Below are 22,948 nucleotides of genomic sequence, written 5' to 3'. Positions count from 1 at the left end.
CGGAACAGCCCGCGAGCAGTACCCCGCAGACGCTCAGCGCCGCATGTCGCCACCCTGCGCGTGTTCGCGTCGCCGCGTACGTCACGAAGCCCCCCTCACCATGCGCCTGTGCCACTGTGTGACCGGGACGAGTGTAGGGGAGACCGGTCAACTCGCTGTGCGGGGAGGGAGATTGGCGCACTCGCATGACGCGTCCGGAGCGCGCCGGTGAGCCACCCGGCGAGCGCGGCCGACGGGAACCGGCCCTGTCCTGCGTGCCGAAAAGCCTGAGCACCGGCCCGTCCTGCCGCGGCGGGGTGATTCCCGCGAGTTGGCGATGGCGGGGGATCGACGAGGCGCCGCAGCCCAGGGACACGGCACCGGCCGCGCCCCCTCAGCGCCCCGGCCGCAGGCGGCGCAGGCGGCGCAGGCGGCGCAGGCAGCGCAGGCAGCGCAGAAGGTGGCCCAAGGGTGCGGGCCGGTGCTCCGGGGCAGCAGGCCGCTACTCGGACTCACGGGAGGCGACGGCCGCGAGCGTGCAGGTGCGCCGTGAAGGCCGCCGCGTCGGCCTGCGGCCCGCCCGGCCGGGCGCGGCCGTTTGTCGATGTATCCGGCGAAGAGCCGGGACATCCACTCCCCCAACGCCTCTGCCAGGTCCGGCAGGTGGGCCGCGACCACCCTGCGCCGCTTGTCCGGCAGCGCACTGGCCTGAACCCGCAGCCGGTCCGGGTCGAACCCCTCCGGGGCCGGGCCCACCGCGACCAGGGTGGCCGGCAGATCGGCCTGACGTCGCGAGGAACGACAAGCCCCCTACCCACCAAACGCCATCAACCGTCTCGGGGTGGAGGGGCATTGATCGCATACGTCGGGCCTGCGTAGAATCCATGGCCTCGTGTGCCGGTGACGGGCGGGTGGAGGGCGACACATGACCCTGGCTGACAAGGTCGAAAAGCGCTTGGGCGGCGAGCTGTTGCCGACGGAGCGCGTGCTCTACGGCGTCCTCGGCTTCAAGACCGGCGGAGTGCGCAAGACCATGGTTGGCGGTGCGCTCGGGATCGGCGGAGTGGCCGGCGCGGCTGCTATGGCGATGGCTACGACGCGCGGTGGGGCCGATGTTCCTGAAGCGGCACTGCAGCTCCCGGGGCGGTACATCGTTGGGCTCACCGATCAGCGCTTGCTGGTCTTCTCGATCGGGGGCGTTGTCGTCGGCAAACCAAGGAAGCTGCTGCACGCCTTCGCCCTGGACAGGATCGTCTGGGTGTCCGAGCCGGAACTGATCACCGGTGTAGCGCAGGCGCTCCGGGTCTCCCTCGGGGTGGCAGAAGAAGGGGTGTTGAGCTTCGAGTTCCCCAGGCTGCAGGTTCCCGATGCCCGCAACATGGTCAATCGGATCAGGCGCAGCCTGCCCGCGGAGCAAGAGACCCCGGAGTAGACGGAGGCAACCAGCCGAGCCAGGCCCGCATCCCAGCCGACCGCTCGCGGAATGTCGGCGGCTGCGGCCAGGCCCGCCTCGCCCTTGTGCAAGTACGACGCGGGCAAGAAGATCAACGGCCGCAAGCGCCACCTCGTCGTCGCCGCCCGCGGTCTGCCCCCTGCTGGTCATGGTCACCCCCGCCGCCCATCACGACGACGCAGCCGGGAAGGAAGTCCTCTTCCGCCTCCGCCTCATGCACGCCGAGATCGCGACTGTCAAGGAAATCGCCGGCACGGAAGACGAGCGCCGGTGGGCATGCGCGCGACTACGAGAGGCTTATCCAGCGCGCGGAGACGCTGATCACCTTGGCTGCGATCACCCTCGTGACCAGGCGCCTCACCCGGTCCGGCCCAAGCGCTGCATGGGTGGAGAAGCCCTCGTTCAGCTGCTGAGCAGAGCAGCCGTATTCCCTTGCACATCCCAGTCGAACACCGGAGCATAGGGCGACTGAAAGCGATTTTTCTATCGACAGGCACCCATAAGTGATGCTTCCCGATGAACAACGCCGGACCCTCACCGGCCCCGAGGGACTGCCAGTACTGACCTACGTCCGAGGCACTCGCGACAGCTATCCCTGGGCCGACCTGGCCGAGGTAGTGGGCCCTGATCCCGTGCCATCCATCCTCACCCATATGTCCGGATGGGCGGTCTCAGGATCCGTGGAACTTGGCGAACAGCTGATCCAGCACGGCGCGAGCATCATGCGCCACGCCCACAGCATGCAGCGCGACCTGATCTCAGACCCTCCCCCACCTGAGTGGTCGAACATCAGCCTTCCGGACGGGGTCCACTTCGCGCCCTGCACTCGTCAGGCGCATCACTTGTTTCCAGCGTGGCGCGCCGCGTTCTCGCCCGAACACCCGGATCACTACCACGGAAGCGACGAGCAAGCCCTTGAAGCGCAGTTGACCCCGCTGCTGACTGGCCAAACGCTGGGCCCGGTCATGCCCTGCAGCACACTGGCGGTTGACGAAGCAGACCATGTGACCGCTGGAGTCATCGTCACGAACCGCGACGGCCTCCCCTGGATCGCAACGGTCTTCCGCCAACCGGACCCCTGCTATGCCGGCCTCGGCGCTGCGCTCCTTCGCCGGACGTTGGCAGACGGCGCGGCCTGCGGCCTCACAGAGATCGCGCTGGTGGTGAGTGACGCCAACCCTGCCCGTCACCTCTACGAGAAGCTCGGATTCCAGCTCACCAGTACCTCCCTCACTGTCCTCGTCCCCTGACCTGAAGCCTGCCCCGATCCGCGTCCAGGGCGGTCACGCCACCTCCAGCCGCTGAAGACCGCCCCTGCACAGACACCCGGTTCAGAGACAACGAGAGCATGATGGTCACGGACGGCGCTGGCTGCATGCTGTGGTGCAGCCCGGGACGACCCGCAAGCCGCGCGGACATCGATCAGGCCCGGCGCTAGGTGTTCTGTCCGGGGAGGTTGTGGACGGGTGAGCCAGGTCTCGGCTGAGTGATCTCGAACGGGTGAGGGCCTTCCTGTTCGGTGTGGACTGCGACGTCGACAACGGTTCCGTCCTGGCACAGGAAGAGATCTTCGGGCCGGTGCTGTGCGTGCTGCCGTACGAGGACGGCGGGACTGAACGGGTGCCTCCAGCCCCAGTCGCTCTGTCTGTGACGGGTCCCGCGACGCGAGGACGGGCTGCGACGGTTCAAGGGCCGGAGCCCGTCCGGGGTGAGTCGCACACCCCGGCGGGGCCCGCACGCGGCGCCCCTGCCGCAAATTTCCTACGCCATCCGTGACACCCGCCGAGCCCACGGCCGCGAGGCTCGTGGGGGCGGCGTCAGTCGGTCGCGACCCGGATGGCCGGGGCGGCGCCGGAGACGCGGTGGGATCCGATGCCCCGTCACCTGGGCCAGGTCCGCCCCTCGCAGACACGGCGCCACAGGTTGGTGCCCGGATGTTCCGGCACGTCTGCCGGGAGCCGCCGATCGGACAGGTCGCGGGCGGGACCTGATCGGCGCTGTCGCCGAACATGCAGTACGGCCCTTCCCTGGGGAAGCGGCCGACGGGGCCACCCCGGTGTCCAGGTGCCGGACGGTCGGTGCGCCCGGCGTCGTGCTACCCGACGGCCAGTCCCACGACCCGTCACGAACAGGTCGCCACCGCGTGGGATCCGCACCCGCAGGACGGGAGGATTCCGCACCCCATGTCGTCTGCGCTCAAGAAGGTCTCAGGATCCATGAGACGGGGGAACTGCATCAGCCTGTCGAGCACGGGGGCCGGACCCGAGAGGACGGCGGCCAGGGGTGCGCCCCGGCCTGCGAGACTGTCGAGCACCACATGCACGGTCCCGGCCAGTCGTGGACCGTCGGCCGTAGCGGCGTCCTGTGCCGTCAACGTCTCCACCTCGACATTCCAGAGATCTCCCCCGATTCTGTACGCCGCGTCCGGAGCGCCCGCCAGCAGGACCGTGGCGTGCGGCAGGGGGCCTGTCCTCACCGCGACGGCCGCAGCCAGAAGCAGCCCGTAGGCGATGACCAGACGAAATAGGTCGGTGTCCTCCGGTTCGGCCGGGCCGCAGACCGTCGCCAGATCCCGTTCGTGCAACCAGGCGTCCCACAGCACGTGCAGCGAACGAACCGACCAGTGCACCTGGCGTTGGGGTACAGCACCCGACAGGTCTGTGTCATCTCGGCCGATGCGGGCGCCGAAACTCACGTACTCCTCGTGGCCGAGCCGCGCGAGTGCCGCGAATGTCTCTTTCGGTGTCTGCCCCGCACTCCGAGTCAGCCACGCCGTAGGTGTGCGGCTGGGGACGAACACCTGTTCTTCGTAGAAGGCAAGTTCCCTGCTACCGGTGAGCCTTGCGATGTCATAGCGTCCAAAGTCCACCAAGTGGCGCACCACGTCCTGCACACTCCACTCAGCACACCGAGTGGGGGCGGACCACTGCTCGGGCTTCACTTTCTCCAGTCGGTTCACCATGCGGCGGCGAAGCACGAACAAGGCTTCACGTACGACCTCAGGGCCGGTGTCAAGTCCGCTCCGCTCCGACAGCTTCATCCAGTGTCTCCTATGCAAAGTCGGGGGGCCGTGTCGATCCTTGACTCGCCGAGGCTCGCACAGTGGATCGACACCATGATGCGGGTGGGCCCGCCTTCGCGCGCGAGGTCTTCGACGGAGGTACGAGGCCATGGTCGTCCTTGTCGGCGCAGGGCAGGCTGACGGGCGGGCACGAGGTGGGGGTGCCCCGACGACGGTAGGCATCGCCTGGTCGCGCACCATGAGCCGTGAGCGCCTCCGGTGTGCGGAGGCAAATCCCGGGGATCGCGGTCTCCTCGATGTCACACCGCCACGGGCGGGCGTTCTCCCGCCCAGCAGCGGCCGCTCGGCAGCACGTTCGGCCCGGAGGTCACCGGTGCGACCGGAGCGGCCCCTGACAGGCGGGGTTCCGTACACCACTTCCCAGGACGCGCCCCCGGGTCGGCCCAGGGAGGAAGCGGACCATCGGTCGGAGGACGTCACGCGTCCACCCACCTCGGTTGACGCGCCGAGACACCATGCTTAGCGTCCTTGGTGCATGCCACACATGTTCTTCCCGGCGATGAGGACTGCTGTCATGGGAACCAGGAAAGTGATAGCGGTGACCGGCGCCACAGGCGCGCAGGGCGGTGGTCTCGTACGGTCGCTCCTCTCCGACCCGGACACGCGGTTCACGGTCCGAGCGCTCACCCGGAACCCCGGTTCGCCCGCCGCCAGGGAACTCGCCGAGCTCGGCGTCGAGGTGGTCCGGGCCGACTTCCATGACGAACCGACCGTGCACGCGGCGTTCGACGGCGCGTACGGCGCCTTCCTCGTCACCGACTTCTGGGCGCATGGCTCGGCGGCGAAGGAGACCGAGGAGATCGGCGTCCTGGTCCGGGCGGCCGAGACGACGGGCCTGCGGCACGTCATCTGGTCGACCCTCGACGACACCCGCGAGCTGCTTCCCCTGGACGACGAACGGATGCCGGTGCTCCAAGGCCGCTACAACGTGCCGCACTTCGACGCCAAGGGCGCGGGCAACCACCTGTTCAGGCGGGCCGGCGTGCCCACCACGTTCCTCAGCACCACCTCGTACTACCAGGGCTTCCTCGGTCCCCTCGCGCCGCGCCGCGCCGAAGACGGTGCGCTGACGGTGACCATGCCCTTTGAGGACGGCAGGCTCCTGGCCCTCGTCGACGTCGCCGACATCGGCCGCACGGCCCACGCCCTCCTCAAGGGCGGTGAACGGTTCGTCGGCGAGACCATCCGTCTGGCCGGTGACCACCTCACCGGCGCGCAGTACGCAGAGAAGCTGGGAGCCGCCCTCGGCGAGCCCGTCCGTTTTCGCTCCGTGCCCTATGACGCCTTCCGCGCGCTCGACACTCCCGCGGCGCGGGAGATCGCCAACATGTTCCAGTACTACGGCGACTTCGACCGCGAGTTCACCGGTGCCCGCGATCTCGGCAGGCTGCGTTCGATCAACCCGGCGCTGCGCAGTTTCGAGGACTGGCTGACCGAGAACGTGGCGAAGATCCCTGTGGGCTGACGGCCCGTCGGACGCTGCCGCCGCGCGGAGCCGCCCAGGGCCGGACAGCGGCCGGACAGCGGCCGGACACCGTCGCTCATCCGGTGCGGGACGGTCTGGATGACTGCAGCATGCATACCTCACGGATGCCGACGGCGCCGTACGCTCACTGCGCCCCTCCCGTCGACGTGACACCGCTGCCGGGCGGTTCCCGGAACACCCGGCCGGTGACCAGGTGTTCCGGTGCGCCGCTCAGGCCCAGCAGCCGTTCACGGTGGCGGCTGGGCCGTCCATCGCGTCCTTGGTTCCGGTGGGATCGGCGGTCGCGCCGTTCTCGATGAACGAGAAGACCCTCCACTCGCCGTCGTCGGTCCTTGCCAGACCGCTCAGGCCGATGGCTCCGGTCGAGGACGACTCCGCGGTCCGGACGCGGCCCGCGCGGGTGTCGTCGCCCGCCTCACCGGTTTCCGATGCCAGGTGCCGACGATCGGCTCGTGCGCGGGCTGGGCCGACGTCGGCACGGCGCGGGCCACACCCACGGGAAAAGCGCGGCACTTCGCCGAACTGAGCAGCAATCAGACATAAACGGGAAAGGCGGCATGCACGGACGGGCACCATGACCGTTTCCTTTTGCTTTCGCCTGTTTGGCATGGTCAGCTCGAACAGTCAGTCCGAACTCTCTGAGGAGTTGATTCCCATGCGCCGTGCACTCGCCGCATGCCTGCTCGCCATCGGTGTCACCCTGCTGGGTGCCACCTCCAGCTTCGCCGCGACGACCACGACGGGAGCCAGCGTGCAGCCCGCCGGCTACTGCGGCGAATACGGCTGCGGCGGCTGGTAGTTCTCCCTCCCGTCGAGGGGCGACTGAGCCCGGAGCGGAGCGGAAGCGCGCCGGAACAGCCACGCTCCGGTGTCGAACGGCGAGCCGGTCGACACCGGAGCGCGCGCGATCTCAGCCGCCTGCGGGCGCGGTGCGCCGAGGGCTACCGCACCGCGCTGTGGGAGCCCGTCATCAGGGCGGCGAGGTCGTCGGGGGCGAGGAAGGACGGCGGGGGCGGCGGACCCCAGTCGAACAGGCCCTTGGTCCCTTCGAGCACCTCGGGGGTCCACAGCTGGTCGTCGACGACGCAGTCCATGTCGGAGTAGTACTCGCTGAAGTTCCCGGCCGGATCCTTGAGGTACCAGAAGAAGTTGGACCCCGCGTGGTGCCGGCCAAGGCCCCACACGTGCCGCTCGGGGTGGTCCTCCAGCATGGCGAAGGCGCCGCGGCCGATGTCGTCGATGTCGTCGACCTGCCAGGAGGTGTGGTGCAGGAAGGTGACGGGCATGGCGATGACGAAGACGTTGTGGTGATCGGTGGAGCAGCGCAGGAACGCCCCGTGGTCCTTGACGTAATCGGAGGCCTTGAAGCCGAGCCCGTCACGGAAGAAGGCGGTGGTGGTCTCGAAGTCCGTGGTACCGAGGACGGCGTGCCCTAACCTGCGGGGGCGCACCGGGCCCGTGCGCAGCACGCCGGCGGCCCGCGAGCCGGTGCGGTCGGCGCGGCCGGGGCCGTTGTACAGGGGTGCCGGCACCGGGTCCTGGACCAGCCGGGGAACGACGTCCAGGACCGCGCGGACGCCCGTGGCCCTGTCGCACGCGGTCAGCGTCGTGCCCTCGACGCGGGATGCGACGCCCAGGCGGTGCAGGCGGGAGGCGGCGGCGGCCAGATCGTCGGGGGTGTCCGCGCCGACACGCACCTCGACGAGGCGACGCGTGGGCGCGTGCACGATGTGCAGCTGACGGCCGGCGTCGCGGGTGGCGAACCAGCCGTCGGCTTCCGGTGCGAGACCGAAGTCCGTGTAATAGGCCGCGGTCTCGGCGACGTTGGGGACCCCCATGGTGATGGAGGTCAGACGGTGCAGTGCCATGGGTGACTCCTGTGTCCGTCGATCGGGTGGGTGCTCAGGCGACGAAGGTCTGGCGCAGCTCGCCGATGCCCTCGATGGTGCTGACGAGTTCGTCCCCCGCCGCCAGCCAGCGCTGCGGATTGCGCCCGAGGCCCACGCCGGCCGGGGTTCCGGTGAAGATGATGTCTCCGGGCAGCAGCGGCAGCACCGCGGACAGCCGTGCGATCAGCGTGGGCACGGAGAAGATCAGGTCGCGGGTACGGCCCTTCTGGACCTCCTCGCCGTTGACGGCGCAGCGCAGTTCCAGGTCGTCGCGGTTGGCGAACTCATCCGGCGTGACCAGCCACGGGCCGATCGGGGCGAAGCCGGGATGGGACTTGCCCAGGCTGAACTGAGGTGCCGGTCCCGCCAGTTGCACCACCCGCTCGGAGATGTCCTGCCCCACCGTCAGCCCCGCCACATGCGCCCAGGCCTCGGCCTCCGGCACGGCCTCGGCACGGCGGCCGATGACCGCCACCAGCTCGACCTCCCAGTCGGTGTGCCCGTCGGCCGGGAGCTTCACCTCGGTGACGGGACCGGTGATGCTGGTGACGAACTTGGTGAACACCGGCGGCAGGCCCTCGGGAACCGTGAAGCCCGACTCGGCCGCGTGGTCGCGGTAGTTGAGGCCGATCGCGAGGGTCTGGCGCGGGGCCGGCACCGGAGAGCCGAGTGCGGCCTGCTCGAAGGGCTCGCCGGCCGGCAGCTCCGCGCGCTCGGCCCAGGAACGGAACTCCTCCCAACGTTCGTAGACGGCCTGTGGATCGGCCGGGAAGGTGCCGTCGCTGGCCCGTTCGACGTCGACGGCCAGGCCGTCGTGGATCAGGACGAGACGGCCGGAGAGGTTGGCGATGCGCATGGGTGACTCCCGAACTCAGAGGCAGAAGGCGACAGCACTCGCAGGAACACGCGCGACGGGCGTCCGCCGACGCTGGGTGATCACGCCGACTACCAGGCGGTCCAGGACCTTGCCGCGCCCGCCGGCAATTCAGCATGATGATTATCTTGATGTTGCGCCCACGGCATGCGGGCGTCAAGAGGACGGAGCGATAAATCATCATGATGAATATCGATATCAGCCACAGGAGGCCGCGGTGACCGTCGTCCCCGGCCGCCCCGCGGCCTCCGGACGGGCCGAACGGGCGGCCGAACGGGTCGCGCAGCTGGTCAGCAGCGTGCCACCAGGCTCCCGCCTCGGCACGAAGGAGGAGCTGCGCACCTTGTGCGAGGTCTCGGTCGGTACCTTCAACGAGGCGCTGCGACTGCTCCAGGCCCGCGGACTGGTCACCGTGCGCCCCGGCCCCGGCGGCGGACTGTTCAGCGCCGAGCAGTCGCCCATGGTCCGGCTCGGCAACTCCGTCCTCGCCCTGGACACCCGGCAGAACGACGTCGCCGACGCCGTACGCATCCGGGACGCACTCGAACCGCTGATCGTCGAGGACGCACTGTGGCACGCCTCCCCCGCCGACATCGCCAGGCTGCGGGAACACCTCGCCGCCATGGCGGCGGCCGCCGACGAGGGGGACGCGGCCGCCTTCGTCCGCGCCAACTGGCGGCTGCACGCCGCCATCGCCGCCATCAGCCCGAACGCCCTGCTCAGCTCGCTCTACACCAGTCTGCTCGAGCTCATCGAGAGCCACACGCTGTCCGTACTGCCCGACGGCGATCAGCCGCTCGGCGAGTACGTCGCACGGCGTCATGAGCTGCATCGCGCGCTGGTGGACGCCCTGGACCGGCGAGACCGCGAGGAAGCACTTCGGCTGACCCGTGAACACAACATCAGTCCGGAGGGACAGCATTGAGTCCCTGCACCTCACCCACATGTCGTGGAGATATGGCCAGTTCTCGACCATGCTTCCACACTAAGAAAAATTTATTGACTAAGCTCATCTCAGGTGTTGTCACTCAGTCATGTAGAGAGTGGGCGGAGACATGAGCAAGCTTGAGATCATCGTGGCCAGCACGCGCCCCGGCCGGGTCGGGCCGAGCGTCGCCGAATGGATCGAGAAGGAGGCGGCGGAGCACGGCGGCTTCACCGAGACAGAGGTGGTCGACCTGGCGGAGGTGAACCTCCCCTTCATGAACGAGCCCCACCATCCGCGCCTCGGCCGTTACACGCACCAGCACACCCTCGACTGGAGTGCGAAGATCTCCGAGGCGGACGCATTCGTCTTCGTGATGCCGGAGTACAACTTCGGCTACAACGCCGAACTGAAGAACGCGATCGACTACCTGCACAACGAGTGGCAGTACAAGCCGGTCGGCATGGTCAGTTACGGCGGCGTCTCCGCGGGCACGCGCGCGGCGCAGATGATCAAGCAGGTGGTCACCACCCTGAAGATGACGCCGGTCTTCGAGGCGGTGTCGATCCCGTTCGTGAACCTTCATCGACGAGGACAAGCGGCTGGTGCCCAACGACATCATGCGCGGCGCCGCCGACGCCATGCTCGACGAACTGGTGCGCATGACCGAGGCACTGCGCCCGCTGCGGGAGTCGGCCGCTTCGTGACACCGGGGCAGGTGCCGACGGGCGAGGACGGCCATGCCGTCTGCGCCCGCTTCCATACGGCGATCGAGATGATCGGTGCGCGGTGGACCGGTGCCATCCTGCGGGCACTGTTCTCGGGCCGGCTGCGCTACACGCAGATCAGGGGCGCGATCCCGGGAATCAGCGACACCATGCTGGCGCAGCGCCTGCGCGGACTGCAACGCGACGGACTGGTGGAACGCCATGTGCTCTCCACGACCCCCGTCGAGGTCGAGTACCGCCTCACCCGCAAGGGCCGCGAGCTGGAACCGGTCCTGGACGCGCTCGCCGTCTGGTCGCACACCTGGATTCCGGTACCCGGCGCGCGAGAGCCCTGACACCCCCGACGGCTGTGGGGCGCTCCCCACGGACCGCCGTACGCGGTCCTGGTGCGGTCTCCATGGCTGAACGCGGTGGCGGAAAAGAGGGTGGGAGACGGTCCGAGCCCGGCTCCGGCGGGGCGGCAGTGCGCCTCTCCCCCGCGAGCACGCCCGCTTGCGGGGTAGCAGCCGGTTCGGTGCCCTCGCCAGGTCCCGCCGGCTCCCGGCGTGCCCTCGATGAGTCATGACGACCACCGCTCCGCCACCGCGCCCGACCACGGGGTCGCGCCTCCTGCGCGGGGGGACAGCCGACGCTGGTCGGTACTCGGCGTCATCGCCCTGGCCCGGCCGATGGTGGTGCTGGACGCCACCATCGTGAACATCGCGCTGCCTCGGCCCAGCGGGACCTCCGTTTCGGCAACGGCAACCGGCAGTGGGTGGTCACCGCCCACTCCCTCGCCTGGAGTCCCGGGGAGCGGCGGACCGAGGCCGACGGCGTACGCGGGGTATGCCGGTGGTTCTCGCACATTCATGTCATGACCCAGTCCATGTGACGGCCATACGTTGCCCCGGTGAGTGAGCGCGACGACGATCGGCCGGCTCCGGGGTGCCGGAGCCGGCCCGGTGCTGCTCGCCGGCCGGCCCGGTCAGGCCACGAACTCGCGGGCCATCTCGATCAGGGCGCGGGCCGCGGCGCCGGGTCTGTGCCCGCTCGCCACGGCGAGCGAGAGCGGCCAGTTCAGGTCGGCGTCGTGCACCGTGAGCGTGGCGACGTCCTCGGCCGCCCGGAGGGCGAACCGGGGCAGCAGGGCCACGCCGAGGCCGTGCCGTACGAAGTCCACTCCGGTGGCGACATCGGTGATCTCCACGGCGACCCGGCGGGCCACGGACGCGGCGGCGAAGGCGCGGTCGGCGACCGTGCGATTGCCGTATCCCACCGGGGAGTCGACGAAGTCGAGCCCGCTCAGGTCGGCGAGGGACACGCTCTCGCGCCGCGCCAGCGGGTGGCCCGCCGGGACGACCAGGTCGAGGACCGAACTGGTGAGATCGGTCAGCGTGATGCCCGCGGGGCGCGGGCCCGGCAGGGAGACGAAGGCGAGGTCGAGGCGCCGTTCGAGGAGCGCTTCCACCAGGCCCTGCGAGCCGGACGGGAGCGCGCTGGTCTGGAGCAGCACACCGGGGTGCCGGCGGTGGAACTCGCCGAGCAGCGCCGGGAGATCGAGCACCCGGACCGAGGTCAGTGTCCCCAGCCGCAGGGTGCCGCGCAGCCCGCCGCGGACCTCGGCGACCGCGTCCGCCGCCTCCTGCGCGGCGTGCAGCGCGGCGCGTGCGCGCGGAAGCAGTGCGGCGCCGGCGTCGGTGAGGAGCACCCGCTTGGAGTTGCGGTCCAGCAGCGGCGTGTCGAGTTCACGTTCGAGACTCTTGATCGTGCTGGACACCGCGGACTGGACGATGTGCAGCCGGGCCGCGGCGCGGGTGAAGTTCCCTTCGTCGGCCACGGCGACGAAGCATGCGAGCTGACGCAGTTCCATCCACCAAGTATCTCCCATAGAGATGGTCACGGTCTCCAACTTTCGTTGGACGAGATGGTTCTCGCGAGCCATTCTGTTAAACGCTCAAACAACCGCTCGCCTCAGGTCTGGAGAAGCCCGTCATGGCGCAGTCGATCCCCGCGTCCCACAAGAAGCCCGCCGCGACAGCCGGTGCGCACGGTCCCGCCCGGCGCCGCGCCAGTGCCCGGCGCCACGGCATCGGGTTCTCACTCATCGCCTTCGCGTTCCTGACCTCGATGGCGTTCTCCACCGTGCCCACCCCGCTGTACCCGCTGTACATGGCGAAGGACGGGTTCTCCACCTTCATGGTCACGGTCGTCTTCGCCGCCTACGCGGTGGGCGTCGTGATCAGTCTGGTGCTGGCCGGTCACATATCGGACTGGGTCGGCCGCAAGAAGATCCTCATGCCGGCGATCGGCCTGGAACTGATCGCCGCCGTGCTCTTCCTGACGAACACGTCGCTGCCCGTCCTGCTCGCCGCCAGGGTCATCACCGGGCTCGGCGTGGGCATGGTCACCGCCACCGCGACGGCCCACCTGCACGAACTGCACACCGCGCACCGGCCCGGCGCCTCCCCCCAGCGCTTCGAACTGGTGTCGACCGCCGCCAACATCGGCGGCCTCGGCATCGGCCCGCTCGTCGCCGGCGTCCTGGCCCAGTGGGTCACCGGCCCGCTGCGCACCCCCTACATGGTGTTCGCCGTCCTGCTGCTGGCAAGCATCGCCGCGATCGCGCTGACGCCCGAGACGGTCGAGGAACAGTTCGTCAGGCCCGCCTACCGGCCCCAGCGCATCTCGGTGGACGTCGACGACCGGGCCGGATACACCGCCGCCGCGGCCGCCGGATTCGCCTCCTTCGCCGTCTTCGGCCTGTTCACCTCCGTGGCACCGGGATTCGTCGCCGGCTCGCTGCACCACTCCTCCCGCGCGCTCGCCGGTCTGATCGTCTTCGCCGTCTTCGGCGCCGCGGCCGCCGCGCAGAGCCTGACCTCCCGCCTGACCACCGCAGCCAAGCGGAAGCTGGGGATGTCGGCCCAGGCGGTCGGCGTGGTGACGCTCGTCATCGGGATGCACACCGCCACTCTGGCCGTCTTCCTCGTGGGCGGAATCGTCGCCGGCATCGGCGCGGGCGTGCTCTTCAAGGCGTCCCTCGGCACCGTCGCCGCACTGGCCGTGCCCGCCAAGCGCAGTGAGGCCCTCGCCGGACTGTTCCTGATCTCCTACCTCGGACTGACGGTGCCGGCCGTCGGTATCGGTGTGGCCACCCGCTCCTTCGCCGCGGTCACGGTGATGACCTGGTTCGCCGGCCTGCTCGTGGTCCTGCTCGGCGCGGTCGCCGTCCTGGCCCGGCGCCGCTCGGCCACCGCCTGACCCGCCCCCTCACCTCTCGGTCACACCCCACCTCTTCACCCGACAGGAGCGGCACAGCAGTGGACATCGCCATCATCGGAGCCTCCGGCCGGCTCGGCGGAGCGATCGCCCGCGAGGCGCTCGCCCGAGGACACGAGGTGATGGCCATCGGCCGCGACCCGGCCGCGCCGGCCGCGATCAGGGGAGCCCGAGCGGTACCCGCCTGCCTCGACGACCGGGACTCGATCGCCGACGCCGTCGCCGGCAGCTACGTCATCGTCCCGTCGGTGACCGACCGGACCACCGCCGACCGCTCGCGCATCCCCGCCACGGCCGCCCTGCTGCTCGAGCCCGCCCCGCGGGCCGGCGTCCGGCGCATCGCGTTCGTCGGCGGGGGCGGCAGCCTCCACGTCGCCCCCGGCCCGCGGGCCGTGGACGCGCCCGGGTTCCCCAAGCGGTACCGGGCCGAGGCACTGGCCCAGGCGGAAGCGCCGCGAATCCTGGAGGGCGCCGGGGACGACGTCGAGTGGACTTTCACTCCTCCGCCGCAATACCTGCTCCCGGGAGAGAAGACCGGCCGCCACGTCGTGCGGGCGGGCGACGAGGCCGTCGTCAACGCCGACGGCGACAGCGCGGTCACCGAAGGGGACTTCGCGGCGGTCCTCGTCGACGAACTGGAGCAGAACCGCTTCCCACGGCGCCGGTTCACCGCCGGTTCCTGAGCCCCGTACCACCGCGGGCCGCGCGATCTTGCCCGGCCCCTGAAGCCGACCCAGACCCTGAAAGGCAGGAATCCCCGTGACCGCCATCCGCTTCGGCGTCTTCCTCAGCCCCCACCGTGACAACGCGCTCGTCATCGACAACGCCCAGGCCGCCGAGGGCAGCGGATTCGACTTCGCCGCCGTCCAGGACCATCCGTACGTCCCGGACTTCCTCGATCCCTACGTCCTCATCGGTCATCTCGCGGCCCGCACGAGCACCCTGCGCTTCCTCACCGACGTCGCCAACCTGCCCCTGCGCCCGGCTCCCCTCCTCGCGAAGACCGCGGCCAGCCTCGACGTGCTGTCCGGGGGCCGGTTCGACCTCGGGCTCGGCGGCGGCCGGTCCTGGCCGCAGATCGCGGGCCTCGGCGGCCCCACCTGGACCCCCGGTCAGACCGTGAACGCGATCGACGAGGCGATCACCGTGCTGCGGGCCATGTGGGAACCGCACCCGTCGGTCACCCTCCCGGGCACGACGTACTCCCTCGACGCCGTCGCCACCGGGCCCGCTCCCGTCCATCCCGTGGGGATCTGGCTGGGTGCCTCCGGCCCCCGCATGCTGGATCTGCTGGGCCGCCGCGCCGACGGCTGGATCGCGCCGCTGGCCACGCCGTTCGAGACCAAGCCGGCCGCGCAGGACGCCATCGACGCCGCCGCGCGCGCCGCCGGCCGCTCCCCGCGGGACATCCGCCGGGTGATCCAGCTGGTCGGCTCCGTCACCGGTTCCACGACACCGGTCGAGGTGCCGCTGTCCGGGCCCAACGGCCGCCCCCTGCACGCCAACCCCGACCAGTGGGCCCGCGTCATCGCGCACTTCGTCACCGAGCAGCGGTTCGACGCGGTCAACCTCGTACCGGAGCGCGAAACCCCGGATCAGATCCGCCTGTTCGGCGAGCGCGTCATCCCTGCCGCACGCCGGCTCGTCGCCGGACAGCGCCGCGCCGCCTGAGCCGTCCGCATCCGCCGGTACCGCGTCCGCGAACCCTGCCTCGATCGGACTTCTCCATGACACACCCGACCTCCGAGTCCCTCCCCGCCTCCGGTCGCGTCGGGCCGGACGTCCGGCCCGACGCGGCCCGGAACGGCGCCGGCCCGGCGACGGCCGGCGCGGGCTGGGTGCTCATCCTGGCCGCCGCCGCGCAGTTCGTGCTCCAGCTCGACTTCAGCATCATCAACGTCGCTCTACCGGCGATCCAGCGCCAGCTCGGTTTCACCGCCGCCGGTCTCCAGTGGGTGGTGACCGACTACGCGCTGACGTACGGCGCGCTCCTGCTGGCAGGCGGGCGCGCCGCCGACCTGATCGGACGCAGGCGGGCGCTGCTCATCGGCCTGACCGCGTTCGGACTCAGCTCGCTCACCGGCGGCCTCGCCACCTCGGGGCTGATGCTGGTGGTCTCTCGGCTGTTCCAGGGCGCGAGCGCCGCCCTCGTCGCGCCGGGCGCGCTCGGCGTGCTCACCGACGCCTACACCACGCCCCAGGCCCGCGCACACGCGCTCGGCGTCTTCCAGGGCAGCAGTGCCGCGGGAGCCACGGCGGGAATCGTGCTGGGCGGGGTGCTCACCGAGTACCTCGGATGGCGTTCGGTCCTGCTGGTCAACCCGCCGGTGATCGTGGTCCTGGCGTGGCTGATGGCCCGTAAGCTCCCCGCCGACCGCCCGGGGTCCGCCGCCGGCCGGCTCGACCTGCCCGGTGCGGCGCTGGCCACCACCGGGGCCGGCGCGCTCATCTACGGGCTCGGCGAGGGCCAGCAGCGCGGCTTCGGCAGTGCCCAGTCGTTCGGGCCGCTCCTCGCCGCCGTCCTGCTGACCGGTGGGTTCGTCCTCGTCGAGCGCCGCTCCGCGGAGCCCATGCTGCCCCTCACGCTGCTGCGCGACCGCGCACGGCGCACCGCGCTGGTCGTGATGGTGCTGCTGGGCGGAGTGGTGGCGGCCTATGTGTACTTCGTGTCCCTGTACCTGCAACGGGTACGCGGTATGTCCACACTGCTGACGGGCCTGGCCCTGGTGCCGGCGACCGCGATCGTGATGGCGGTGTCCGTTCTGCTCACCCGCCGTCTCCAGCCCCGGCTGGGGCTGCGCCGGACACTGCTGGTCGCGCTGGCGTTCGTCGGCGGCGGCCAGCTGTGGCTGTCGACGCTCACCGCGCACAGCGCCTACGCCACCCACGTCCTGCCGGGCATCGTGCTGACGGCCATCGGCATGGGGCTGGCCTTTCCCACCAGCTCGGTTGCGATCACCTCCGACGTCCCGACCGCTCAACGGGGGCTCGCCGGAAGCATGTTCGTGACCGCGCAGCAACTGGGGTCGGCCGTGGGGCTGGCCGTGCTCGCCACGATCGCGGCCGCGCGTACGGGCGACGCTGGTTCACCGGCGGACGGGTACGCGCTGTCGTACCTCGTCGCCGCGGGTGTCGTGGTGCTCACCGCGATCGCGGTCGCGGTGCTGTTCCCCCCGTCGAAGCCCGCCGGCGCCACGGCGCCCGGAACCGACACGAACCGTGCCTGAGCAGCGGGTTGTCGGGCTGTCCCCACTCCCCGGCATGGGGGTCGCCCCGGACCGCCCGCAGACAGCCCCGCACCGTGATCTGAGGGCGGCCTTACAGCCACGAAGGACGCGCGGTTGACACAGTCGTCACATCCTCGCGCGGCCGGCTCCGTGCCCGGGGCAGCCGACGTACCGCATGCCAAGGAGTGAACATGAGCGACCTCGCCACCGCAACCGCGTCCCGTGGTCTTCTGATCGCGGGCAAGGACGTGCCCGCGCTGTCCGGACGCTGCACCGACGATGTCGATCCCGTGACCGGCGAGGTGTATCTGAAGGTGCCCGCCGCCGGCCCCGAGGACGTCACCCGGGCCGTGGAGGCCGCGCACGCCGCATTCCCGGCGTGGGCCGCCACCGCGCCGTCGGTGCGCCGCGGGCTGCTCCAGAAGGCGGCGGACCTGATGGAGGCGCGGGTCGCCGAGTTCACCGAGATCATGGTCAGTGAGACCGGCGGCACCCGGACCTGGGCCGCGTTCAACATCCGTATGTCCGTGGACCTCATGCGGCAGGCGGCGACCATGGCGACCCGGCCCACGGGTTCGCTGCTGGCCAGCGACGTCGCGGGTGAGTGGTCGATGGCAGTGCGCGAACCGGCGGGTGTCGTCGCCGCGTTCGTGCCGTGGAACGGTCCGCTGATCCTGTGCACCCGGGCCATCGCGGTCGCCCTCGCCACCGGCAACCCGGTGGTGATCCGCCCCAGCGAGGACGCTCCCGTGACCTCCGGGTACTTCCTCGCCGACATCCTCGCCGAGGCGGGCGTGCCCGACGGTGTGGTCAACGTCGTGACCAACGACCGCGCGGACGCGCCCGCCGTGGTCGAGGCTCTCATCGCGGACGAGCGGGTGCGCCGGGTCAACTTCACCGGCTCCACCCCGGTCGGCCGGATCGTCGGCCGGCTCGCAGGGGAGCACCTGAAGCCCGTCATCCTCGAACTCGGCGGCAAGAACCCGATCGTCGTGCTGGACGATGCCGACCCGGCCTACGCGGCCTCCGGCGTCACCGTCGCCAAGTTCATGAACGCCGGCCAGATCTGCCTGTCCGTCGACCGGGTCGTCCTCCAGCGCGGCATAGCGGACGAGTTCGTCGCGGCCTTCCTGGAGAAGGTCCGCGCCCTCGGCCAGGGTGACCCGCGCGACGAGCACACCCTCGTCGGCCCCATGATCAACACGCGGGCCGCCGAACGCGTCGCCGCTCTGGTCGCCGACGCCGTCGAGAAGGGCGCCACCGTGCTGCACGGCGGCGGGCCCGCCCAGGGCGCGTTCTACCCCGCGACCGTCCTCGACAACGTCACGCCCGACATGCGGATCTACTCCGAGGAGGTCTTCGGCCCGGTCGCGACGATCTTCCGTGTCGACACCGTGGACCAGGCGGTGGACCTGGCCAACGACACCGCGTACGGGCTGTCCAGCGCGGTCTACACGGAGAACGCCGGCAGGGGGCTCGCCGTGGCCCGGCGGCTTCGGCACGGCAACGTCCACATCAACGACCACTCGGTCGCGGACGAGCCGCAGGCGCCGGTCGGCGGCGTCAAGGACAGCGGCTTCGGCCACTTCGGCAGCGACTGGGGCGTGGAGTTCTTCACGGAGACCCGCTGGGTCACCCTCACCGACCGGCACTCCGTCTACCCGCTCTGACCAGACCGGCCGTTCCGAGCGGGGATGCCTCCCCGTCTCCCCCCTCGGAACGGCCTCCCCGCGTGTCCGCCGTTCGCCCCACGCCCTGCGAGGAATTGGTCCCATGTCCCGCACCCGCCCCTCGAACGCCGACCCAGGGAGCAGACCGGCCCTGCCGCCTTCCGTGAGGGAACTGCTCGTCCTGCGCCCGATGCCCTCCCGGCACCGCAGCGCCGCGATCGCCGCCGTGTGCACGGCCGCTCCCATCGTCACCGGGCAGGCGCTGGGGCAGCCGGTCGTCGGGCTCGTCGCCAGCACGGGTGCGCTGGCCGCGCTGTACGGCGGCCGTGGCACGCCCCGGCAGGAGGCCGACGCGGTGGCAGGCGCCGCACTGGCGCTCGCCACGGGCATGGCGATCGGCAGTTCCCTCGCCGGGCACACCCGGCTCGCCGTGCTGGGCACCGCCCTGTGGGCCGCCGTGGCCGCGCTGCTCTTCGCACTCACCCAGGTTCGACCGCCCGGCATCGTCATGCCGGTCCTGGTCTGCTCGGTCGGGACCGGACTGCCGCCCGGACACACGGGGCAGCGGGTCCTGGCCGTGGCCGCCGTCGGCTGTGCCGCCACGGTGCTGTCCTGGCTCCTCGCCAGGGTGTCCGCCGTCGGACGTCCGTCCTCACAGGTGGCGGAACCGAGGAGCCACCTGCTCGTGGCCCCGAAGTCCCTGCCGTTCTCTCCCCTGCCCTGGATGGCCGTCAGGACGGGAGCGGCCGTGGGACTCGCCGGTGCCGCCTCCCTGCTGTGCCAGGTGGGGCGTCCGTACTGGGCCATGGCCGCCGCCGCGGCGGTCCTCGCGCGCGGCAGCCACGCCGTCAGCGCGAACAGCCGGGCCGCGGCGCGCGGGGTGGGAACCGCCGCGGGCTGTCTGCTCGCCAGCGCCCTGGCCGCGACGCATCCGAGGGGCGTCGCGATCGCCGTCGTGCTCGCCGCGCTCACGTTCGTCATCGAGCTGGTCGTGGCCCGCAACTACGCCATCGCCATGATCTTCGTGACCCCTCTCTCCGTTCTCCTCGTGACCTCCGCGACCGGCGCATCCGCCGTCCTCACCATCACCGCCGACCGTCTCCTGGAGACGGTGCTGGGCTGTGCCGCCGCCGTCGTGGCCGGTCAACTCGTGACCCGGCGCTGGGCGGTCCGGCACCGCCGGGAAGCCGTGACGGACGTGCTCAGGGCGGCGGCCGGACTGGTCGAGGCCGGGCCCGTGCCGCGGCGGGAGGCGGAGCTACGCGACACGGTGGCCGTCCTCCGGCTGGTGAGCGAGCGCACCGCGGGCGAGCGCCGGGGCGTGCGGGTCGCCGCGTCCGCGCTGGACGAGGTGGCGTCGGCCACGCTCTCCCTTGCCGGACAGGTGCTGGACCAGCCGGCCGCCGTACGCGCGGACTCCGCAGGCACGGCCCGTGCGTTGCGGCACCTGGCGGAAGTGGTGGACCCCTGCGAGCCGGCCACCGGCGACCGCTCGGTCCGTGCCGACGGGCCCGGCGCCGCCGTGTCGCCCGCGCTCACCGTGCTGTCACGGGCGCTGGACCGCTGGCAGACGACGGACCGGGCACCGGTGCCGGGCACCACCCCGGCCTCGGGTCCGCTGCCCGGCGGGGGCGCCGCGGTGAGCGGGGACGATGCGCGCTGATGTCCCGTGGCCCGGCACTGGAACCCACGACCGTACGTGCCGCCGCCGAGGCCGTACCGCGTCGGCATGGCACGGAGAAGGCAGCCGTGCCGGACGTCGCCCGTACCTTCGGGGTGAGCCATGGCACCGTCTCCCGGTACTTCCCCGCCGAGCAGGCCCAGTGGGAGACGGTCGTCGCCGACTGGCTCGCGCGGCGCGACGGGCGGCTGCCTGGACACCGGGACGGCTGTGCGGAGGCGGCTGCGGGACTGGCTGACGGGGCTGTTCGCCGGTGACCAGCCATCTGAACGGCCCGCCGGGCAGGTGCGCGCATCGTCGCCGGCGGTGTCGCGTCCGGGGGCCCACGCACGCGCCCCACCGCGGCGGCCCGCGCGGTGCTGACGGCCACGCCGGCCTTCCGCCGCCCCACGCACGTGGTCCGGTGGCGGGAGGAGGGTGCCGCCACCGCCTTCGACGCGGTGTGTGCGCCTCCGCGACCCCGAGCAGCGCGCGGCCACCGAGGCCGCCGCCCGGCAGACCGGTGTCAGCCTCCAGGAGTACATCCTGTCGGCGGCCTACGCGCGCGCCATGGTGGTGGAGCACGGTTCCTGGAAGGCTTCCGGCTCTCCGCGGCAAGCAGTGGCCAGGCGTTCGCCGAGGACGCCGGCGGCGCCGCTCCCGCCGCACGGCGGCGCGAGCCCGAGCGGGAGGCGCCGTACGAGCCGGGACGGCTGGGGCGAGGGACACGCGACGTGACGCAGTCCGAACCGCTCGCCCTGGACGTCACGCTCCCGCTCACCTCGGCGAGGCCGTGTTCGGAACACTCGGCCGAGGCGTTCGCCTGGCACGCCACCGACGCATACCTGATGCTCGACGGACACGACCTCGACCACCTACCGAGGGCCGCCGTGGCCTTGGCGCGCGACACCGCGCCGGGCACGCTCGGCGTGCCCCGGACCGCCCGCCGGCCGCGCGAGTGGTCCGTCCCCTGACCTACGGCGCGCAGCCCCGGACGACGGCGGTGACGAGGTCGTCCACCCCGTGTTCGATCAGCTCGCCCGGAAGCGCACCGTCGCTCTGCAGGCGGGCGCAACCGCGCAGTGCCGCGAGGACCGGGAGGGCGACGCGGTCGGGCGCACCCTGTCTCACCTCGCCGGTGTTCTGTCCGTCGGCGACGAGCATCACGACCTGGTCGTACCAGTTCCGGGCGGCCTCGTGCAGCCGCGGTGGCCGCTCGGGGCCGCGGCGGTCGTCGAACATCAGGTCGAGCAGCGTGCCGTTGGCCGCGGCGAAGCCGAGGTAGGCACGGGCCACGGCGCCCAGCCGCTCGGGAAAGGTCTCGCCGGCGTCCGCGCACGCCTGCTCGACCGCCCTGGCGAGCCGCTGGAACCCGCGCAGCGCCACGGCGTCCAGCAGGTCCTGCTTGCTCGTGAAGTGGCGGTTCGGCGCGGCGGGGCTCACCCCGATGTCACGGGCGAGTTCGCGCAGGGACAGGGCCTGCACTCCTCGCTCGCGCACCGTCTTCTCGGCGCGCGCGAGGAGCGTCGCGGGCAGGTCACCGTGGTGGTAGGAGCGGCTTCTCATGTGTAGCGCGTCCACTCCTCGACCGTGCGAAAGCCCAGGTACTCGTACACGGAACGGCCCATGGCGGACGAATGCAGAAAGGCCAGGCGTGCTCCCCGCTCCCGTGCCGCGGCCAGGATCGCGGAGGTGACGGCGGCGCCGTACCCCTGCCTGCGCCGCTCGGGGGGCACCGAGATGTTGAAGATGCCGACGCACCCCCCGGCGCGCAGCGCCAGTCCGGTCGCCACCACGGCGCCGTCGGCTTCGGCGAGGTACCCGGTCGCACCGGGCAGAGCGAGTATCTCGGCGCTGCCCAGCCGGTTCATCACCTGCGCAGGGGCCTCGAAACCGGCAGCCAGGGCGGCGGCGAACTCGGCGCTGTCGCCCGGACCGAGCTGCCGCACGACGAACGCGGCCGGGAGGGAACCGTCGAGCGTCGCGCCAGGCCCGTCGAGCCCGCGCACCATGAGGGGGGTCCGCGTCACTTTCGCCAGCCCGTGTGCGGCGGCGATCTCGGCGATCTCGGTGTCTGGACCGGTTCTGACCTGGATGCACCACGGCACGCCGAAACGTCCGATCTCCTCGGCGGCGCGGGCGGCGAGGTCGCCGACCAGTTCGCGGCGCGGGGCGGAGCGGACGTCGAAGACCCCGTTCACCGACGCGAGGGGGGCGCCGGTGGCCAGCAGGGCGAGTCCCGGCTGGGCCTGCGCCCGCAAGCCACCCGGGACGGCTCCGGCGATGGCTGCGACGCCTTCCAGCCAGGCATGGGCAGCCTCATCCACCATGTCAGGTGTTTGCATGCCATGGACTTTAACAGTCACCACGTGAGTCATATTCGGTCACTCCGATGGCACCCTGTCGTCCTCGTGGGCAAAGAGACAGGCCGAGTCATGGGCCGCCGGACCGGTAGTGAGAAGCAACTCCGCAGGGACCGCCGGCACCGGGTCCTCCAGCGCACACCGCTCCCGTGCCTTCCAGCAGCGGGTGCGGAACCGGCAGCCGGAGGGGATGTCCGTGGGGGACGGCACGTCACCGGTGAGGAGGCTGCCGCCGCCCCTCCTCCCGAACATCGGTGCCGTGGCCCGCGCGCTCACGGGCAGGTGCGTAAAACCGTCGGCCGCCCGCTGTCGTCGTGGTGCTCCGGCCCTGCCGCACCGGGTCGGTGTCGACCG

General features: G+C 71.4%; 22 protein-coding genes and 6 pseudogenes. 19 read left to right on the top strand and 9 right to left on the bottom strand.

Annotated elements, in window-relative coordinates; all coding sequences use genetic code 11:
• Positions 1-147: 147 nt before the first annotated feature.
• Positions 148-759 (bottom strand): annotated as a pseudogene (locus tag QSK45_RS38435) (SCO6045 C-terminal-like domain-containing protein); the annotation flags it as partial.
• Positions 760-904: 145 nt separating this feature from the next.
• Between QSK45_RS38435 and QSK45_RS10635 the strand changes: the two are divergent.
• The 3 genes and pseudogenes from QSK45_RS10635 (at position 905) to QSK45_RS10625 (ending at position 2,682) form a co-directional block, all read left to right on the top strand.
• Positions 905-1,411, top strand: coding sequence for a hypothetical protein (locus QSK45_RS10635; protein WP_285555464.1), 507 nt, complete (start codon positions 905-907; stop codon positions 1,409-1,411).
• Positions 1,412-1,504: 93 nt separating this feature from the next.
• Positions 1,505-1,830, top strand: a pseudogene (locus QSK45_RS10630) (transposase); the annotation flags it as partial.
• A gap of 108 nt (positions 1,831-1,938) precedes the next feature.
• Positions 1,939-2,682 (top strand): GNAT family N-acetyltransferase, encoded by a 744-nt coding sequence (locus tag QSK45_RS10625; protein ID WP_285555463.1) that lies wholly within the window; start codon positions 1,939-1,941, stop codon positions 2,680-2,682.
• 872 nt (positions 2,683-3,554) lie between these two features.
• Here the strand turns inward: QSK45_RS10625 and QSK45_RS10615 are convergent.
• Positions 3,555-4,472, bottom strand: a complete 918-nt coding sequence (locus tag QSK45_RS10615) for a maleylpyruvate isomerase N-terminal domain-containing protein (RefSeq protein ID WP_285555462.1) — start codon at positions 4,470-4,472, stop codon at positions 3,555-3,557.
• A 556-nt stretch (positions 4,473-5,028) separates the two neighbouring features.
• Between QSK45_RS10615 and QSK45_RS10610 the strand changes: the two genes are divergently transcribed.
• Positions 5,029-5,979, top strand: a complete 951-nt coding sequence (locus tag QSK45_RS10610; protein ID WP_285555461.1) for an NmrA/HSCARG family protein — start codon at positions 5,029-5,031, stop codon at positions 5,977-5,979.
• 231 nt (positions 5,980-6,210) lie between these two features.
• On the opposite strand, the gene QSK45_RS10605 is transcribed toward QSK45_RS10610, so the two are convergent.
• Positions 6,211-6,576: a D-alanyl-D-alanine carboxypeptidase gene (locus tag QSK45_RS10605; RefSeq protein ID WP_285555460.1), complete on the bottom strand. Its 366-nt coding sequence runs from the start codon at positions 6,574-6,576 to the stop codon at positions 6,211-6,213.
• Positions 6,577-6,655: 79 nt separating this feature from the next.
• Between QSK45_RS10605 and QSK45_RS10600 the strand changes: the two genes are divergently transcribed.
• The gene (locus QSK45_RS10600; RefSeq protein WP_285555459.1) at positions 6,656-6,799 is read left to right on the top strand and encodes a hypothetical protein; all 144 of its coding nucleotides are present in this window, start codon (positions 6,656-6,658) and stop codon (positions 6,797-6,799) included.
• A gap of 142 nt (positions 6,800-6,941) precedes the next feature.
• Here QSK45_RS10600 and QSK45_RS10595 read toward each other — a convergent pair whose 3' ends face one another.
• Positions 6,942-7,868: a VOC family protein gene (locus QSK45_RS10595; RefSeq protein WP_285555458.1), complete on the bottom strand. Its 927-nt coding sequence runs from the start codon at positions 7,866-7,868 to the stop codon at positions 6,942-6,944.
• 34 nt (positions 7,869-7,902) lie between these two features.
• The gene (locus QSK45_RS10590; protein ID WP_285555457.1) at positions 7,903-8,745 is read right to left on the bottom strand and encodes a fumarylacetoacetate hydrolase family protein; all 843 of its coding nucleotides are present in this window, start codon (positions 8,743-8,745) and stop codon (positions 7,903-7,905) included.
• A 235-nt stretch (positions 8,746-8,980) separates the two neighbouring features.
• Between QSK45_RS10590 and QSK45_RS10585 the strand changes: the two genes are divergently transcribed.
• From QSK45_RS10585 to QSK45_RS10575, 4 genes and pseudogenes are all read left to right on the top strand, one after another.
• The gene (locus QSK45_RS10585; RefSeq protein WP_285555456.1) at positions 8,981-9,688 is read left to right on the top strand and encodes a FadR/GntR family transcriptional regulator; all 708 of its coding nucleotides are present in this window, start codon (positions 8,981-8,983) and stop codon (positions 9,686-9,688) included.
• A 130-nt stretch (positions 9,689-9,818) separates the two neighbouring features.
• Positions 9,819-10,395 (top strand): annotated as a pseudogene (locus tag QSK45_RS38430) (NADPH-dependent FMN reductase).
• 68 nt (positions 10,396-10,463) lie between these two features.
• Positions 10,464-10,751, top strand: coding sequence for a winged helix-turn-helix transcriptional regulator (locus tag QSK45_RS38425; protein WP_490993542.1), 288 nt, complete (start codon positions 10,464-10,466; stop codon positions 10,749-10,751).
• Between the two features lie 219 nt (positions 10,752-10,970).
• Positions 10,971-11,197, top strand: a pseudogene (locus QSK45_RS10575) (MFS transporter); the annotation flags it as partial.
• Positions 11,198-11,380: 183 nt separating this feature from the next.
• Here QSK45_RS10575 and QSK45_RS10570 read toward each other — a convergent pair.
• The gene (locus QSK45_RS10570) at positions 11,381-12,265 is read right to left on the bottom strand and encodes a LysR family transcriptional regulator (RefSeq protein WP_285555454.1); all 885 of its coding nucleotides are present in this window, start codon (positions 12,263-12,265) and stop codon (positions 11,381-11,383) included.
• Positions 12,266-12,387: 122 nt separating this feature from the next.
• On the opposite strand from QSK45_RS10570, the gene QSK45_RS10565 reads away from it, so the two are divergent.
• The 10 genes and pseudogenes from QSK45_RS10565 to QSK45_RS10525 all read left to right on the top strand — a co-directional run bounded on the left by QSK45_RS10565 (position 12,388) and on the right by QSK45_RS10525 (position 21,205).
• On the top strand, positions 12,388-13,656 hold the full coding sequence (locus QSK45_RS10565; protein WP_285555453.1) for an MFS transporter: 1,269 nt from the start codon (positions 12,388-12,390) through the stop codon (positions 13,654-13,656).
• A gap of 59 nt (positions 13,657-13,715) precedes the next feature.
• Positions 13,716-14,357 (top strand): NAD(P)-dependent oxidoreductase, encoded by a 642-nt coding sequence (locus QSK45_RS10560; RefSeq protein WP_285555452.1) that lies wholly within the window; start codon positions 13,716-13,718, stop codon positions 14,355-14,357.
• Between the two features lie 76 nt (positions 14,358-14,433).
• On the top strand, positions 14,434-15,345 hold the full coding sequence (locus tag QSK45_RS10555) for an LLM class flavin-dependent oxidoreductase (protein WP_285555451.1): 912 nt from the start codon (positions 14,434-14,436) through the stop codon (positions 15,343-15,345).
• Between the two features lie 56 nt (positions 15,346-15,401).
• Positions 15,402-16,901: an MFS transporter gene (locus QSK45_RS10550; protein WP_285555450.1), complete on the top strand. Its 1,500-nt coding sequence runs from the start codon at positions 15,402-15,404 to the stop codon at positions 16,899-16,901.
• Positions 16,902-17,092: 191 nt separating this feature from the next.
• Complete coding sequence (locus tag QSK45_RS10545) at positions 17,093-18,571, top strand: aldehyde dehydrogenase family protein (protein ID WP_285555448.1); 1,479 nt, start codon at positions 17,093-17,095, stop codon at positions 18,569-18,571.
• A gap of 103 nt (positions 18,572-18,674) precedes the next feature.
• Positions 18,675-20,234 carry an FUSC family protein gene (locus tag QSK45_RS10540; RefSeq protein WP_285555447.1) on the top strand — a complete coding sequence of 520 codons (1,560 nt, stop codon included), beginning with the start codon at positions 18,675-18,677 and terminating at the stop codon, positions 20,232-20,234.
• Positions 20,234-20,509, top strand: a complete 276-nt coding sequence (locus tag QSK45_RS10535) for a TetR family transcriptional regulator (RefSeq protein WP_285555446.1) — start codon at positions 20,234-20,236, stop codon at positions 20,507-20,509. Before QSK45_RS10540 ends, QSK45_RS10535 begins: the two co-directional genes overlap by 1 nt.
• 36 nt (positions 20,510-20,545) lie before the next feature.
• Positions 20,546-20,638, top strand: a pseudogene (locus tag QSK45_RS38420) (hypothetical protein); the annotation flags it as partial.
• Positions 20,639-20,696: 58 nt separating this feature from the next.
• Positions 20,697-20,969, top strand: coding sequence for a hypothetical protein (locus QSK45_RS10530; protein ID WP_285555444.1), 273 nt, complete (start codon positions 20,697-20,699; stop codon positions 20,967-20,969).
• Positions 20,966-21,205, top strand: coding sequence for a hypothetical protein (locus tag QSK45_RS10525; protein ID WP_285555443.1), 240 nt, complete (start codon positions 20,966-20,968; stop codon positions 21,203-21,205). Before QSK45_RS10530 ends, QSK45_RS10525 begins: the two co-directional genes overlap by 4 nt.
• Position 21,206: 1 nt before the next feature.
• Here QSK45_RS10525 and QSK45_RS10520 read toward each other — a convergent pair whose 3' ends face one another.
• The 3 genes and pseudogenes from QSK45_RS10520 to QSK45_RS10510 form a co-directional block, all read right to left on the bottom strand.
• Entirely contained in the window at positions 21,207-21,797 is a 591-nt protein-coding gene (locus QSK45_RS10520; protein ID WP_285555441.1) for a TetR/AcrR family transcriptional regulator, read from the bottom strand.
• Positions 21,794-22,576, bottom strand: coding sequence for a GNAT family N-acetyltransferase (locus QSK45_RS10515; RefSeq protein WP_285555439.1), 783 nt, complete (start codon positions 22,574-22,576; stop codon positions 21,794-21,796). Before QSK45_RS10515 ends, QSK45_RS10520 begins: the two co-directional genes overlap by 4 nt.
• 39 nt (positions 22,577-22,615) lie before the next feature.
• Positions 22,616-22,819, bottom strand: a pseudogene (locus QSK45_RS10510) (ABC transporter ATP-binding protein); the annotation flags it as partial.
• Positions 22,820-22,948: the final 129 nt, after the last annotated feature.

Source organism: Streptomyces hygroscopicus subsp. hygroscopicus (assembly GCF_030269125.1).
Lineage (GTDB): Bacteria > Actinomycetota > Actinomycetes > Streptomycetales > Streptomycetaceae > Streptomyces > Streptomyces hygroscopicus_C.
The sequence above is the reverse complement of the archived record's forward strand: the minus strand, read 5'-3'. Positions and strand labels throughout refer to the sequence as shown.